The following is a 17708-nucleotide window of genomic DNA, read 5'->3' on the forward strand; positions in this document are numbered from 1 at the left end:
TTGATGCATTCATTAAGGCGGGAGAATAGAGTAGAATCTCCAAAAAATTTATAGTTTCGTTTTTTTAGCCTGAATGTATTTTTGAGATGTTCTCTTTTATTTAGAATCTTATTTTAAATATGGGAAAAAACAACTCCGGAACCCGTCGGATTCAGCCGATTCTTTGGATTTCAACATTATATTTTGCAATGGGAGTGCCCTTTGTAACCATTAATGCGGTTTCAGGAATCATGTATAAAGATATGGGGGTTTCGGACTCGCAGATTACTTTCTGGACTGCCCTTATCATGTTCTCCTGGACATTAAAACCTCTTTGGAGCCCGTTTCTGGAGATCTATAAAACCAAAAAATTCTTCGTTGTTTTTACTCAGTTTGCGATAGGAATTCTGTTTGCATTAGTGGCCTTAAGCCTGCCAATGCATGATTTTTTCAAATACAGCATTGCCCTTTTTGCGATAGTTGCATTTTGCGGAGCTACCCATGATGTGGTAGCAGACGGAACGTATATTGGGTTTTTGACCAATAAAGAGCAGGCAAAGTATATTGGATGGCAAGGTGCTTTTTACAACCTGGCGAAGATTATCAGCAGTGGAGCACTCGTTTATTTTGCCGGGGTTTTAGAAAAGACAAAAGGCGTAACCCATGCCTGGATGATCATTATGGTGATCTATGCATTACTCTTTTTTGTACTGGCTATTTACCACTATTTCATTCTGCCGAAGGAAAACAAAGAAGAACGGAAAGATGGAAAGACTGCCGGAAATGTTCGTCAGGAACTATTGGAAGTCATAATCTCTTTCTTCACCAAAAAGAAAATTCTATGGTGTATCCTCTTTATAATTCTGTACCGTTTTGCAGAAGGATTTGCGATCAAAATTGCGCCTTTATTTTTTAAAGCTCCAAGAACATTAGGAGGATTAGGATTATCTACTTCCGATATCGGGCTTATTTATGGGACATATGGTTCTGCAGCATTCATCCTGGGGTCCGTATTGGCAGGGTATTTTATCTCAGCCCGCGGATTGAAAAGATCTTTGATATGGCTATGCTGTGCATTCAATATTCCATTTGTGGTCTATGCATTACTGGCTTATTATCAGCCGGCAGATCTTTTACCGGTAGGAATTGCGGTGGTAGTGGAATATTTCGGTTACGGATTTGGTTTTGTGGGACTAATGCTCTACATGATGCAGCAGATTGCACCCGGAAAACACAAAACGGCACATTACGCATTTGCAACAGGGATTATGAATCTTGGCGTAATGATTCCCGGAATGTTCAGTGGAATGATCAGTGACTGGATCGGATACAAAATGTTCTTTATCTGGGTACTGATTGCTACCATTCCTGCATTTTTGGCCACTGTATTCGTTCCTTTCCCTTACCCTGAAAATCAGAAAGAACAACAAATCAATTCATAATAATAAAAAAATAAAAAGTAAAAAATACTTTATGACAGCTCAATCAGTAATGATCCCTTGGCAGGATCGCCCGGAAGGTTGTAATGATATCATGTGGAGGTTTTCCGAAAACCCGATCATTAACAGATACGCTATACCAACATCCAACAGTATATTCAATAGTGCCGTAATTCCCTTTGAGGACGGATTTGCCGGAGTGTTCCGTTGCGACAACAAGGCAGTACAGATGAATATTTTTGCTGGTTTCAGTAAAGACGGAATCAATTGGGATATCAATCATGACCCTATTGAAATGCAGGCAGGAAATACGGATATGATTGAATCCGATTACAAATACGATCCACGTGTAACTTTTATTGAAGACCGCTACTGGATCACCTGGTGCAACGGATACAATGGACCTACCATCGGAATTGGGTATACTTTTGATTTTAAAGAATTTTTTCAGTGTGAAAATGCCTTTCTTCCATTCAACAGAAATGGTGTTTTATTCCCTGAGAAAATCAATGGTAAATATGCCATGCTAAGCCGTCCGAGTGATAATGGACATACACCTTTCGGAGATATTTATATCAGCTATAGCCCTGATATGAAATACTGGGGTGAACACCGTTGCGTGATGAAAGTAACGCCTTTCGAAGACAGTGCATGGCAGTGTACTAAAATCGGAGGAGGGCCGGTTCCTATCAAAACAGAAGAAGGATGGCTGCTTTTCTATCATGGCGTGATCAATACCTGCAGAGGATTCAGATATTCAATGGGAGCTGCTTTGCTTGATCTTGAAGATCCTACAAAAGTGTTGTACAGAACGAAGCCTTATTTATTGGCTCCGGCTGAATTGTATGAACTGACAGGAGATGTACCCAATGTGGTTTTCCCTTGTGCAGCATTGACTGAAGGAGACAAAGTAACAGTATATTACGGTGCTGCTGATACCGTAGTTGCGATTGCCTTTGGATATATCTCAGAAATCATTGATTTTATGAAAAAGAATTCAATTTAATACAGTAATATAAAGTTTAGGAAAATAGGTTAATCATCTTAATTTTCCCTTTTACTGGGAATTTTATAATGGTTTTCCTATTTTTAAACCAACTTTTAAACAAAAAAATCTCCGATACCTCTCTTATCATGAAAAAAGAACTGTTAATCTGCTTTTTTACCACCCTGATTTCTGTAGCCAGTGCCCAGCAAAATAAAAACGATGTTTTATCCTGGGTAGATCCTTTCATAGGCACAGGAGGACATGGGCATACTTTTCCTGGGGCAACCACGCCATTTGGAATGATACAGCTGAGTCCGGATCAGAATACGAAAAGCGGCGACTGGGACTGGTGCTCAGGATACCACTACAGCAGCAAAACGATCATGGGATTCAGCCATAACCATTTGAGTGGAACGGGTTGGGCAGACCTTGGAGATATTCTGGTAATGCCTACCGTAGGACAGATTAAAATGGTTCCGGGATCAGAAGATAAACCGGAAACAGGATACCGTTCAAAATTTACGCACGATAAAGAAATAGCGTCTCCGGGATATTATTCCGTAATGCTGGACAGCTATGGGATTAAAGCAGAGCTTACTGCTTCCCCAAGAGTCGGATTTCATAAATATACTTTCCCGAAAAGTAGTGAAGCTAATATCATTATTGATCCTACCAACAAAATCTTCGGAAATATCTACCATACTTTAGTAAGTGTGGAAGGCAATAATAAAATCAAAGGATACTGCTACAGCAATGGCTGGGGAGGTAAACGATTTGCTTACTTCGTGATGGAGTTTTCCAAACCGTTTAAGTCTTACGGTGTTTATGCTGACGGAAAAATCAAAAATGATGAAAAAATTGCCCTTGCCAAAGATGCCAAAGCTTTTGTAAGATTTTCAACCGAAGATCAGGAAAGTATTGAAGTAAAAGTATCATTATCTCCGGTGAGTACAGAAAATGCACAGGAAAATTTTGATACCGAAGCAACAAATGTTGATTTTGCCAAAGCAAAAGAAACCGCTCAAAAGACCTGGAGAGACCTGATAGGAAGATTCCAGGTGACAGGAGGTACAGAGAGCCAGAGAAAAATTTTCTACACGGGAGTTTACCATACCTTCATTGCACCGAATTTATATATGGACGTGAATGGAGACTATGTTGCCGCTCAGGAAAACATGAATACCAAATGGTTTACCAACTACAGTACGTATTCTTACTGGGACGGATTCAGGGCAACACATCCATTATTGACTATTATGGATCAAAAACATACAAAAGAATTTGCCAATTCCCTGATCAGCAGATATACAGATCGTAAAGATCACATGCCAATCTGGGAGCTTTGCGGATATGATAACTTCTGTATGTTAGGATATCACAGTGCCTCGGTAATCTGGGATGCCATTTCAAAAGGAGTTCCGGGTATTGATGCAGAAAAAGCATTTGCCGCGATGAAAGATGCTTCTTTAACAGATAAAATGAGCAGCAGCGATGGTGGTGGCGGTCTTAATGATTATATCAAATTAGGCTATACTCCATCAGAAAACGGAGCTTCAGTTTCTGCAACACTAGAATATTCATATGATGACTGGTGTATTCAGCAGCTTGCAGAAAAATTAGGTAAAAAAGAAGAATCGGAAGTATATAAAAAACGTTCTATGAACTTCCTGAATACCTTCAATAAAGAAAATAATCACTTCTGGCCAAGACAAAAAGACGGTAAATTCTTAGCAGATTTTACTCTTAACGATTGGAAAAAACTTCAGCCACACTGGGTTTCCGGAAACATCTGGGCGTACGACTTCTTTGTTCCTCATCAGATTGATGAAATGATGAATCTGTACGGAGGGAAAAAAGGATTTGAAGAAAAACTGGATAAAACCTTCACAGAAGCACTTCATATGGAAGGAGAACAACATGTTGATATCTCAGGATTCATCGGATCTTTAGGATTCGGGGATGAGCCTGGTCATCATGTTCCATACCTGTACAACTATGCAGGAAGTCCTTACAAGACTCAGAAAATGGTAAAATATATCCGCGACAATATGTACGCGGCGAAACCAGACGGAATTGTCAATAATGAAGACTGCGGCCAGATGTCAGCATGGTATATCTTCTCATCATTAGGATTCTATCCTGTGACACCGGGGAAACCTGTTTATGCCATCGGTGCACCACAATTCCCGAAAGCATCATTAAAATTAGAAAATGGAAAAACTTTTACCGTGATCGCTGACAAGATATCCGACAAGAATATCTATGTACAGAAAATGTTCCTGAACGGTAAAGAATACAAAAGCTGGGAGCTGAATCACAGTGATATCATGAACGGTGGTGAATTGAGATTCGTAATGGGAAGCAAACCAGTAAAATAAGACTCATAAAAATAAACGAAACAAAATATCAATGGAAAGGAGGAATTTTATTAAAACAAGTGCATTGGCAGGAGCCGGATTGCTGTTTACTCAAAATGTTTTTGCTAAAAATTTAGTGCTGGACGATTTTCCTGTTGTCCGTGTTCCTAAAGATAAAAGACATTTTACCAGCGAATCCGTAGAAAGTGCTATTGCCGCGTTTAAAAAGAAAGTGAAAAACAAAGAGCTGAGCTGGCTTTTTGAAAACTGCTTCCCGAATACATTGGATACTACTGTTTACTATACGGAAACCGGAGGAACACCGGATACCTACGTGATCACCGGGGATATTGATGCCATGTGGCTTCGTGACAGTTCCGCACAGGTTTTCCCTTATCTGCAGTTTTCGAAAAAAGACGAAAAACTGCATAAGCTGATCTCAGGAGTAATCCATAAACAGACTACTTTCATCCTGAAAGATCCTTATGCGAATGCTTTCTATAACGATGATCAGAAGATCAGTAAATGGAAAGAGTATGACCACACCGATATGAAGCCGGGCACCCATGAAAGAAAATGGGAAATCGACTCGCTTTGCTATCCTATCCGTCTGGCCTACCACTTCTGGAAAACTACAGGAGATACAAAACCTTTTGATGCCAACTGGCTGAAAGGAATCAAACTTACCCTGCAGACTTTCACAGAACAGCAGAGAAAAAATGATCTGGGTCCTTACAAATTCGAGCGTACAACGGCTTGGGCAACAGACGGAGTTCCTATGGGGGGATATGGTTATCCAACGAAACCTGTAGGATTGATCAGCTCTATGTTCCGTCCAAGTGATGATGCTACCATCTACGGATTCCTGATCCCTTCCAACTTATTTGCGGTGGTAAGCTTACGCCAGGCTGCGGAAATGGTTGCTCAGATTAAAAATGAAAAAACGTTGGCTCAACAATTGAACAGCCTTGCTGATGAGGTAGAAACAGCCATCAAAAAATATGGAATTTACAATCATCCTGAATTTGGAAAAATATATGCTTTTGAAGTAAATGGCTTTGGAAGCTATAACCTGATGGATGATGCGAACTGTCCAAGCTTGCTGGGACTGCCTTATCTGGATGCGGTGAAAGCTGATGACCCTGTGTATTTGAATACAAGAAAATTTGTGTGGTCAGAAAACAACCCGTTCTTCTTCAAAGGTAAGCTGGCAGAAGGAATAGGAGGTCCGCATATCGGACTTGACATGATCTGGCCAATGAGTATCATAATGAAGGCACTCACTACCAAAGACAAAAGTGAGATCAGATGGTGCATAGATACCTTACAGAAAACGCATGGAGGAACTGGCTTTATGCATGAATCCTTCCATAAAGACGACTCTAAAAAGTTCACCAGAGAATGGTTTGCATGGGCCAATACCTTATTTGGAGAATTGTTATGGAAAACCTTTAACGAAAACCCAGAGCTACTGACATAGCACACCCTTTTATATGGCTTTTTTATCATTGATTCCTTCCCGAAAAAGAAGGAATAAGGGGATTGCTATATAAAATTCAGACACCAAAACACCTTAAAAAAATTATACAATGAAAAAAAAATCCATCTTTACCGCACTGATTGCCATGATGCTTCAGTCTGGTTCTCTGATTAACGCACAACAGCTTAATCCTACCGGAATATGCTATGTGGAAGTGAATAATAACAACCTCCTGAATGCGGGAGCGTACAAACTGCAGACATCGAACAGCTACCTGTTTAATGTGGTGAATATTTTTGCGGCCAATATTAATTATGATACCAGCCGTGGTAGAGCATATCTGTATTCCAATAATAACGTGACCAAGGTTCTTACTAATGCAGATACTTACATAAAGCCACTTCAGCAAAAGGGAATGAAAGTAGTACTGACTATTTTAGGGAATCACCAAGGGGCCGGGATCTGTAATTTTCCTACCCGTGAAGCCGCAAAAGACTTTGCTCTGCAGCTTGCCAATACAGTGAATACCTACGGTCTTGATGGAATTGATTTTGATGATGAATATTCTGAATACGGAAATAACGGAACAGGACAGCCTAATGACAGCTCTTTTGTAATGCTTGTTCAGGAGCTTAGAGCTTTATTGCCGAATAAGATTATTTCATTCTATTACTACGGCCCTGCTGCTTCAAGACTTTCCTGGAACGGAGCCAGAGTAGGAGATAATGTCAATTACAGCTGGAATGCCATGTACGGAACATTTTCTGCTCCAAATGTACCACCTCTTACCAAAGCACAAATCTCTCCTGCTGCCGTATGGATGGGAAATACTTCCAATTCTACCACCACCAGCCTGGCTACCCAAACTAAAAATGGAGGGTACGGCGTATTCATGTGGTATGATTTACATGGAACGAATGAAACGGCACAGCTTTCAGCAGGAACTCAGACATTATATGGAGAACCAACTGTTTTAAGCGGAACTTTACAATCCTGGACACAAGGGACCAATTGTGATGCCCCTATCGGATTGTATACAAGCAATCTTACAGGAACAAGCGCTAAACTGAACTGGTCTGCCGTAGGAACCAATACCTATGATGTCGATTATAAACCAGCTTCTTCAACAACATGGACGAATGCAGTAACAGCAAAGAGCTCCACTTCCGTAACCATTTCCGGATTAACAGCCAATACTGAATATGATTGGAGAATCAGAACCAACTGCAGTGTGAAAAGCGCCTATATGTTTGCTCCAAGATTTACAAGCACTTCAGGAACAACTCCTACAGGATCCTATGCTCTGTCTTTTGATGGAAGTACTGAATCAGGAGCTGCCGGAAGTATGAATCTAAGTGGGTCTGCACTATCTTTTGAAGGATGGATAAAACCTTCATCATTCAAATCTGCATCACCATATATTTCTTCTATCATGGGAACAGAAGTAAGCGACAGCAATTCTGCATTCTTACGATTAGGAGATGCCAGTCTGGCGAATAATAAACTCCAGTTTGTGGTAAGTATTAATAATGTACAGCAAAAACTGGCTTCTGCTACTGCTTTGAATGCCAATACCTGGTATCATGTAGCAGCTACTTACGATGGATCCAATATGAAAATTTATATCAACGGTGTTCTGGATGCCACTAAAGCACAAACAGGAAGTGTGAATTCAACTGGTGCATTCAACGTAGGATATTTATATAATACTTCCAGAAATTTCAATGGTAAAATAGATGAAGTAAGAGTTTGGAAGCGCGCATTGAGCCAAACCGAAATCAGTCAGAATATGTGTAATGTATCCGTTCCGGCAACTTCACTGGCTGCGTATTGGAAGTTTAACGAAGGAAGTGGTTCTACAGTTCAGGATACTTCAGGAAATGGTGTGACTTTAACGTTAACGGGAGTTGATTCTTCTAACTGGGGAACAGATGTGCCATGTACAACAGGAAGTTCAGCATTAGCAAGAACTGCAGGGCAAAAGGCGGTCAATGTCGGAGAGACAAGCATTAAAAATCAAATCAAATTATATCCTAATCCGGCAAGCAAATCTTCATTACTGACAGTTTCTGTTCCTGATGAATACAGCAAAGGAAAATTGACAATTTATGATTTTAACGGAAGAATCGTAGACACAAAATCACTGAACTCAGAAGATAATCAATATGAATTGAGCAGAATTCCGGCAGGAAACTACATTGTTCAGTTTGAATCTCATGATGGAAGCCTGAAACAATCCGAAAAACTAATTGTAAAATAATAACTCCCGTCATTGGGCTTCGGCCCAATGATTTTTTCTACTACAAAATTGATATACTATGAGAAAAAAATCCTTTTTTATTCCCTTAATGGCCTTGATGCTTCAATTAGCTCCGGCACTCAAGGCACAGCAGCTTAATCCTTTGGGAGTCTGTTATGTGGAAGTGAACAACAACAATATGCTGAATGCAGGCTCGTATACTCTGCAGAATACCAACAGACAGCTTTTTGATGTTGCTATTATTTTTGCAGCGAATATCAACTATGATGTTTCTAAAAACCGTGCTTATATCTCAAATAATAACAACGTTACCAAAGTTCTGAATGATGTCAATACCTACGTAAAACCTTTACAGCAAAAAGGAATAAAAGTATTGCTGGATCTTTTAGGAAACCACCAGGGAGCTGGAATTTCCAATTTCCCTAACCGTGAAGCGGCTAAAGATTTCGCCTTGCAGGTTGCTCATACCGTTTACACCTACGGTCTGGATGGAGTAGACCTTGATGATGAATACGCAGGATACGGAAATAACGGAACAGGACAGCCTAATAACAGTTCTTTTGTTATGTTATTACAGGAGCTTAAAGCTGCAATGCCGGATAAACTGATTACATTCTACTACTACGGTCCGGCTACAACCAGACAAACGTATAATGGAGATTTAGCAGGAAATTATATCAATTACACCTGGAACGCCATGTACAGTACGTACAATGCGCCTGTTGTTCCACCTCTTGATAAATCTAAAATCTCTGCAGCGGCCACCTGGATACAAAACTCGAATCCAAGTTCAACTTCTGCCACTACACTGGCAAGCCTAGCAACCAGTACAAAGAATGATCAATACGGTGTGTTTATGTGGTACGACCTGCCGGGAACCAATGTAGCCAGCTACCTGAGTACAGGATCCAATATTCTTTATAATGAAAATACACTCTTAAGTGGTCAGTTGTATTCATGGTCACAGGGACAGGCTTGTGATCCGCCATTGGGACTTGATGTCTCCAACGTGACAGGAACTTCAGCCCAACTGAACTGGACTTCCAATGCTTCTCAGTCTTACAATATTGATTATAAACCAGCTAATTCAACGGTATGGACAAACGTTGCCAACAATTATTCAGGAAATAATATTGTCATCAGCAACCTTACCCTGAATACCAATTACGATTGGAGAATCCAGTCTAACTGCTCACCGACATTAACAAGTACTTATATTTTTGCACCAAGGTTTAACTCCGGAAGTGGCTGCACTACGCCATCAGGATTGACTTCCGGAAGTTTCCTTGGTAATACGGCTCAGCTATCATGGGATGCCGGAAATGCAACGTCATATACATTACAGTATAAAACTGCTGGTGCCACAACCTGGACTGAAATTCCAAATATTACAACCAATTCCTATTCATTACAAAACCTGACACCTAATACAAGTTATGTATGGAAAGTACAGGCTTCATGTACAGGAGGAACTACAAGTACTTATTCAGGAGAAGGATCATTCAACAGTGGTTTTGCTCCGGTTACAAGTCCGGGTGCAAGATCTCTTGCTTTCAACGGAAGCACGCATTATCTTAACGCAGGACAATTTAACCTGAGTGGAAACGCGGTGACCTTTGAAGGTTGGGTAAAAGTAAACTCATTTAAATCTGCTTTCCCTTACATCTCATCGGTAATGGGCGTTGAAGTAGGAGATAATAACTCGGCGATGCTTCGTTTCGGAGACGGAAACCTTGCGAATAATAAGCTGCAGTTTATATTAAGTTTTGGTTCGTCACAGGTGAAATTGAATACGAATACTTCATTCAACACCAATACATGGTATCATATAGCAGCTACTTATGATGGAACAGCCATGAAAATTTATGTCAATGGTAATCTTGATGCTACTTTTGCAGTAACGGGTAACTTTACGGCAAACGGAATTCTTTATCTGGGAAGAAACTATGACAATTCCCGTACACTCAATGGCTTTCTTGATGAATTCAGAGTTTGGAAAAAGGCATTAACACCACAGGAAATTTTAAGTAACAGCTGTAATGTTCCTGCCAATTCTACAGGTCTTGAAGCGAACTGGAAAATGGATGAAGGAAGTGGAATGGGAGCTTTGGATGCTACGGCCAACACTCATTTTGCAACCCTGATCAATATGACAGATGCCAACTGGAGAACAGATGTTGCCTGTGCTTCTAATCTTGCAGTGAAAGATGTTGAATCTGTGAAAGACAACAGCGCAGTCTATCCGAACCCTGTGAAACGAGGAAATGATCTTCACTTTGCTATCAGTGACAACTCTGCAAGTGAAGTGGCATTGTATGATGCTTCAGGAAAATTGATCAAAAAACAGAATATTAATCAAAATAATAACGCAGTCAATACGCAGGATTTAATCAGTGGTACTTATATTTACAAGATTACATCTGCGAACAGTAAAGTAATATCAACCGGTAAAATTATTGTGAAGTAAAATTCAGATAATGAAATAGTTATCGGAACTAATAAAATAGCGTCTGAAATACAAAGCAGACAGACAGACAGAAGTGTACTTCTGTTTGTCTGTTTTTTCAGTCACGGGAAGGACCTTGAATTTAAAATAAAAAATAATGCAGAATATAGTAGGAATTGATATCGGAGGGTCGCACATTACGCTGGCTCAGGTAGATGCTGGAAAACGTGAAATCATTTCATCAACCTATGTAAGAGAACATGTAGATGCTTTCGAAAACAAAGAAGTTATTTTCAAAGCTTGGATTTCAGCAATTAATAAGGTGGCTCATGATCTGGTAAAAGAAGATCTTTTAATCGGTATCGCAATGCCGGGACCTTTCGATTATGAAAATGGAATATCTCTTATGCGGCAGGGAAAATTTATTGATATCTATCAGGTCAATATTAAAGAAGAACTGGCAAAAAGGCTGGCCATTTCTCAAAAGCAGATTCATTTTGTAAATGATGCGGCTGCGTTTATGGAAGGAGAAGTATTCGGAGGATGTGCCCAAGGTTTCAAAAGTGCTTTTGGAGTGACTCTTGGAACAGGATTGGGAACTACTTTCTTCAATGGAAAATTTGCTGCCGATGAAGATTTATGGGATGCTCCCTTCAGAGATTCCATCAGTGAAGACTATCTGGCGACACGCTGGTTTGTGAATCATTATAAAGAACTGACCGGAGAAGAAATCTCAGGAACGAAAGATCTTCTGGATAAACCTACAGAGATACAGACTCAAATGTTTAACGATTATGCAGACTCCTTTTCTGAGTTTATTGTCAGATATGTAGATCATTACAAACCGGAAGTTTTAGTTATAGGAGGAAATATTGCCAAGGCTTATCCTCATTTTGAGCAAAGATTTATTCAGAACTTAACCAAGAATAATATTAACTTGCAGGTTAAAATTTCTGCTATATTTGAAGATGCGGCCATTCTTGGAGCTGCCAGCTATGCATTAAAAAAGCGTATATAAATTAACAAACGAAAAGATACAATGAAGTTTATATTTTCTACTTGCTTACTGTTATTACAGGCCTGGGCTTTAGGTCAGAATGTATCTCCCGTAGACTATGTGAATCCTTTGATGGGAACCCAATCCAAACCTTCATTATCCAATGGAAATACCTATCCGGCTGTCGGACTTCCATGGGGAATGAATATCTGGACACCACAGACCGGTAAAATGGGCGACGGATGGGCCTATACCTACGATGCAGATAAAATAAAAGGATTTAAACAAACCCACCAGCCGTCTCCCTGGATGAACGATTATGGCGCATTTGCCATCATGCCTGGAGTTGGAAAAGTGAAGTTTAAAGAAGACGAAAGAGCAAGCTGGTTCAGCCATAAAGCTGAGGTTACCACACCTTATTTCTATAGCGTTTATCTTGCTGATATCAATGTCACAACAGAATTTACACCTACTGAAAGAGCCTCTTATTTTAAATTTGATTTTCCAAAGACAGACAGCGCTTACGTAGTGGTTGATGCTTTGAACAAAGGATCTTATATCAAAATTTTACCAAAAGAAAGAAAAATCCTCGGATATACTACAAGATATTCTACCGGGAAATACGAAAACTTTAAAAACTACTTTGTTATTCAGTTTGATAAAGATTTTGAACTCACAAAAACCTGGAAAGATGATAAACTGGTGAATGATCAGTTAGAAATTACCAGTGATCACACCGGAGCTGTGGTAGGATTTAAGCTTAAAAATAAAGAAACGGTTTACGCAAAAGTAGCTTCTTCATTCATCAGCTTTGAACAGGCAGAACTGAATCTTAAAAGAGAAATCGGAAACAGAAATTTTGAACAGGTCAAGACCGACGCTAAAAATATCTGGAATAAGACATTAGGAAAAATAGAAGTAAAAGGAGGAACAGATCAGCAGATGAGAACCTTTTATTCCTCTTTATACAGAACTTTATTCTTCCCGCAAAAGTTATATGAGATTGATGCTCAAAATAAAATAAAACATTGGAGTCCATACAATGGTAAAATTGTAGACGGAAGAATGTTTGCAGGAACCGGTTTTTGGGATACTTTCCGTGCTCTATATCCTTTCCTGAATCTGGTGTATCCAAGCATTAATGTGGAAATGCAGGAGGGACTGGCCAACGCTTATAAAGAAGGTGGTTTCTTACCAGAGTGGAGCAGTCCGGGATATTCTGATATTATGATTGGAAACAATTCCGCATCCGTAGTAGCAGATGCTTACATCAAAGGACTTCGCGGATATGACACAGAAGCGCTGTGGCAGGCTGTAAAACACGGAGCAAACAATGAAGGTCCTATAGAAGCTGTAGGCCGCGCAGGAGTAAAGTATTATAATGAATTGGGCTATGTTCCTTACGATGTAAAGATCAATGAAAATGCAGCAAGAACATTAGAATACGCTTATGATGATTTTTCAATCTATCAGTTAGGAAAAGCATTAGGAAAGCCTGCTTCAGAAATTGATATCTATAAGAATAGGGCATATAATTACAAAAATGTATTCGACAAGGAGACGGGCCTTATGCGTGGTAAAAATAAAGATGGTAACTTCCAGAAACCTTTCAATCCTTTCAAATGGGGAGATGCTTTCACAGAAGGAAACAGCTGGCATTACACATGGTCTGTTTTCCAGGACATTGACGGTTTGGCAGAACTGATGGGTGGAAAGAAGAAGTTTGAAGCCAAATTGGATGAAGTCTTTTCTCTGCCTCCTGTTTTTGATGACAGTTATTATGGAGGCGTGATCCACGAGATCAGAGAAATGCAGATCATGAACATGGGACAGTACGCTCACGGAAACCAGCCTATTCAGCACATGATCTATCTATATAATTATGCAGGAGCACCTTACAAAACTCAATATTGGGCAAGACAGGTGATGAATAAATTGTATCATGCAACTCCGGACGGATATTGTGGTGATGAAGATAATGGACAGACTTCTGCGTGGTATATTTTCTCAGCCCTTGGGTTTTATCCGGTAACACCAGCAACGGATCAGTATGTGTTGGGAGCACCATTATTTAAAGAAGCCACCATTCACCTTGAAAATGGTAAGAAAATTGAAATAAAAGCTCCTGAAAACAATGCGGAAAATTTATATGTAAAATCTTTGAATGTAAACCAACAGCCTTATTCCAAAAACTGGCTAAGCCACAAGGAATTGATGAAAGGTGCTGTGTTAGACTTTAAAATGGATAGCAAACCTAATAAAGAAAGAGGTACACAGGAAAAAGATTTCCCATATTCAATGTCAAAAGAAGAATCAAATAAATAATTTTTAAATTAAAAATATAGCTGCATGAGTACAGAAAAAAAAGAAATATTCGAGAGAGTAGAGAATATGCTGCAGACACAAGGTTTTACTATTGCTGCAAAAGATGATACAAGACCATGGGGAGGATTTTTTGTGATTGATGAAACACAGGCACAGGATTTTGCCAACCAGTATTTTGACGGGATTGATGTAGACAGCCTGAGAATAGGAGGGAAGCTAAGCCCTAAAATTCTTATCGTGGCTCCGGAAGCAAGATTAAGCTGGCAGTATCACCACAGAAGAGCCGAAATCTGGCAGGTAGTAGAAGGAACTGTAGGCATCAAAAGAAGCAATACCGATGAAGAGGGAGAATTGAAAGAATATGGTCCGAAAGATCAGGTGAAACTTCAGCAGGGGGAAAGACACAGATTAATTGGTCTTGCAGGCTGGGGAATCGTTGCCGAAATCTGGCAGCATACCGATGCTTCCAATCCTTCAGATGAAGATGATATCGTAAGAGTACAGGATGACTTTGGAAGATAAATAAAAAGAATCCGCTTCATTGAAGCGGATTTTTTATTGATAAGGAAGCCTGAGGCTGTAAGAGGGGAGTTACTGGAGGTTTTAAAGCTGTTGGATTTACTTCGTTATTACCGGTGAATTTTACTAGCAGTACTCCAGCTTCATTCCTCCAACTTCCTGCTTTTAAAACGTCACATCCAGTCCCAAATAGAAGTTGGCCTTCATAATCGGAGCATATACCATTCCTCCGTCAAAATAGCTTCCGAAAGGATTTTTAAAATCTACAATCGCATTTTTCTGATAATAAGAAGTCAGGTTTTCTCCTCCTACATAAGCTCTGATTTTTTTATTGAAATTTCTTGAGATCTGAGCATTAAGAACTGCATATGATTCCGAATAAGTTGGGAGCTGAAATTCTGCCGGATTCGTTGAAGTATCAGGAAGTCTTTGCTTTCCGACCCAGTTTAAAGTCGTATCAAAACTCCAGAATCCTCCTTTATCACTTTTATTGGTCGAATAGGCCAGATTCACGAATCCTCTGTGCTTCGCCATAAAAGGAACTTCTCTTCTTCCACCGATATAATCAGCCTGCACATCATAATATTTATATGCCAATCTTACTTCAAGATTTTTTACAGGCATGAAATCCCATTGAGTCTGGAATGAATTGGCAAAAGATTTTCCATCCAGATTATAAAATGTCAGCTGTTGAGGAGATCTGTCCAGATCTACCAATACCTGATCCTGGAAATCTGTTCTGAAGAAGTCTGCAATGATGCTTGATTTTCTTCCGAATAACTTAAATTCCTGTTGTAAACTGGCTCCATAATTCCATGCGATTTCAGGTCTTAATCCATAAATATTTCCTCCATTAGGTAGAATATTAATCGCTCTGTTTGATGCAAAATACTGCTGGCTTTCCGCAAATACATTTGCTGTTCTGAAACCTCTTCCCGCAGAAAGTCTTAAAATTGTCTGAGGTGTGAAGTCATATTTAAAGTTCAATCTTGGCGTAAACTGTGTTCCTGCCAGGTTGTGGAAATCAACTCTTGAACCTGCTACTAAAGTATATTTTAAACCAGTTAAAGTATATTCAGCAAAAATGCCCGGTACAATTTCATTTCTTCTCATATCATCCAGCAAATACGTTTCTTTATAACCGTCATATAAGAAACTTGCACCAGCCTTGTACTTGTGGTTGGTATTTCCGATGATGCTTTCAAAAATTAAATTGGAATAGTATGTATGCTGCTGTCCCGCATAATTTCTTAATCCAAAGAAGCTGTCCTGCTGATGGTAAACATACTGGTTCATCCATCCGATACTCTGGTAAGGTTTTCCTTTAAAAACATACCCTGTTTTATTCCAGACCTGGAATCTTGAAATATCGATTCCAACCCCATAAAAAGGCTGTTTGTCCTGACCCAGTTTTTTATCAAAACCAATCTGTCCTGCCGTTCTTTCATCTCTGATAAAATTAATTCCAAAATGAGACCCGAACCCCGACTTTTCAAGATCGTTATAGTTCAGCAAATATGCTGCATTAATCTGTGTTCCTTTCGGTCTATCCAGAAAACCATCATGGTTCATATCCGTATTTCCAAACGTTCCGTTTCCGTGAAGAAGGAAAGTTTGCGACCATTTATCATTGATAGGAGAAACATTGGTGATATTGATTTCCGCTCTTCCATTAAAGTCAGAAAAAAGGTTCAGTGACGTTTCAGGCGTCTTTGCATTCTTTAAAAGTTCAGTATTGATTTGACCCGTGATACTTTCGTAGCCGTTGGTTACCGTACTTCCTCCTTTGGTAAGCTGAATACTTTCGATCCATCTTCCCGGGATAAAATTTAATCCATAAGCAGAAGCCAATCCTCTGATTTCAGGGAGCTGTTCCTTCGTTAAGCTGGTATATTTCTGATCCAGACCCAGCATTTTCAGCTGTTTTGTTCCCGTAACCGCATTGCTGAAAGATACATCTACCGTTGCATTGGTTTCAAAACTTTCAGATAAATTACAACAAGCAGCCTTTAAAAGTTCTTTTTTATCAATATTAAAAACAAGTCCGGCTTCTTTTTTACTTAAAGCTGTTGCTGCCTTGGAACCCGTTACAACAACTCCATCAATACTTTTTTCATGTTGAGAATGATCCTCTTTAGCTGATGAAGCCTCATTGTCTTTATGATCTTCATGCTTTGTTGCTTCTTCGTAATGAACCTTTGGATTAGGATGCCCAAAAGTAAACTCTCTGTCATATAAGCAACATCCCGGAAGTCCGTTGTAAACAGCATCAGAAGCCTTGTATTTTTCATTATCATGACCGGCATCAGCAATAGCTTTTAAAATCTTATCCGATGAGGTTTTTGAAGGGTCGAAATTCAAAGTAACCGTTTGTTTCTCCGCATTCCATTCCGCAGTATCAGCCCCCGCATCTTTTGATGCTTTTTCAATTCTGGCTTTACAAGAAGCACAGTTTCCTCTTACATAGAATTCATTCTCTTTTTTAGTGGAAATAGTAGCCTCTGCATGATGCTCATGATTGGTTTCTGCCTGTGAAGGCTTTGCATCTCTGTCGTAATGACAACATCCCGGAAGTCCTTCATAGGTTGTGTCAGGAGCTTTGAATTTTTCGTTATCATGACCTGCTTCTGCTACTTTTTTCAGAATATCATCGGCGGATGCTTTGTCTGTTTCAAAGGTTAAGGTTTGAAGATCAATAGAGTATACTGCTGTTTTTGCACCAGCTTTTTTAGCGGCACTTTCAATTCTTGTTTTGCACATTTCACAGTTCCCTTTTACCTTGAACTGATTTTTTGAAAGTGTTTGAGCAGCTATAAATTGTGTAAATAGGAATAATCCACCAAGTATCAACCTGGAAATATATAATTTCATTTTGTTTAAAAGTTTAAATTAATTAAAAAACAGTTCACTATAAGACA

The 17708-nt window shown here is 39.4% G+C and carries 10 protein-coding genes; 9 read left to right on the forward strand and 1 reads right to left on the reverse strand.

What is annotated here, in order from left to right:
- Positions 1-119 precede the first annotated feature (119 nt).
- The 9 genes from RHP76_RS16345 to RHP76_RS16385 all read left to right on the forward strand — a co-directional run bounded on the left by RHP76_RS16345 (position 120) and on the right by RHP76_RS16385 (position 14793).
- Positions 120-1421 carry an MFS transporter gene (locus RHP76_RS16345; RefSeq protein ID WP_120232474.1) on the forward strand — a complete coding sequence of 434 codons (1302 nt, stop codon included), beginning with the start codon at positions 120-122 and terminating at the stop codon, positions 1419-1421.
- A gap of 31 nt (positions 1422-1452) precedes the next feature.
- Positions 1453-2424, forward strand: a complete 972-nt coding sequence (locus RHP76_RS16350; RefSeq protein ID WP_047376309.1) for a glycoside hydrolase family 130 protein — start codon at positions 1453-1455, stop codon at positions 2422-2424.
- Positions 2425-2552: 128 nt separating this feature from the next.
- A complete protein-coding gene (locus tag RHP76_RS16355; protein WP_120232650.1) occupies positions 2553-4784 on the forward strand; it encodes a GH92 family glycosyl hydrolase in 2232 nt (743 codons plus the stop codon).
- A gap of 31 nt (positions 4785-4815) precedes the next feature.
- The gene (locus tag RHP76_RS16360; RefSeq protein WP_311228598.1) at positions 4816-6243 is read left to right on the forward strand and encodes a glycoside hydrolase family 125 protein; all 1428 of its coding nucleotides are present in this window, start codon (positions 4816-4818) and stop codon (positions 6241-6243) included.
- Between the two features lie 109 nt (positions 6244-6352).
- Positions 6353-8503 carry an endo-beta-N-acetylglucosaminidase H gene (locus RHP76_RS16365; RefSeq protein WP_311228599.1) on the forward strand — a complete coding sequence of 717 codons (2151 nt, stop codon included), beginning with the start codon at positions 6353-6355 and terminating at the stop codon, positions 8501-8503.
- A gap of 58 nt (positions 8504-8561) precedes the next feature.
- Complete coding sequence (locus RHP76_RS16370; protein WP_311228600.1) at positions 8562-10970, forward strand: endo-beta-N-acetylglucosaminidase H; 2409 nt, start codon at positions 8562-8564, stop codon at positions 10968-10970.
- A gap of 136 nt (positions 10971-11106) precedes the next feature.
- Positions 11107-11967 carry an ROK family protein gene (locus RHP76_RS16375; protein WP_311228601.1) on the forward strand — a complete coding sequence of 287 codons (861 nt, stop codon included), beginning with the start codon at positions 11107-11109 and terminating at the stop codon, positions 11965-11967.
- 21 nt (positions 11968-11988) lie between these two features.
- Complete coding sequence (locus tag RHP76_RS16380; protein ID WP_311228602.1) at positions 11989-14271, forward strand: GH92 family glycosyl hydrolase; 2283 nt, start codon at positions 11989-11991, stop codon at positions 14269-14271.
- A 24-nt stretch (positions 14272-14295) separates the two neighbouring features.
- Complete coding sequence (locus RHP76_RS16385; protein ID WP_062673259.1) at positions 14296-14793, forward strand: cupin domain-containing protein; 498 nt, start codon at positions 14296-14298, stop codon at positions 14791-14793.
- A gap of 162 nt (positions 14794-14955) precedes the next feature.
- On the opposite strand, the gene RHP76_RS16390 is transcribed toward RHP76_RS16385, so the two are convergent.
- Positions 14956-17661, reverse strand: a complete 2706-nt coding sequence (locus RHP76_RS16390; protein WP_288444150.1) for a TonB-dependent receptor domain-containing protein — start codon at positions 17659-17661, stop codon at positions 14956-14958.
- Between the last annotated feature and the right edge of the window lie 47 nt (positions 17662-17708).

Origin of the sequence: Chryseobacterium sp. SG20098 (assembly GCF_031844745.1) — a bacterium.
GTDB classification, from domain to species: domain Bacteria; phylum Bacteroidota; class Bacteroidia; order Flavobacteriales; family Weeksellaceae; genus Chryseobacterium; species Chryseobacterium cucumeris.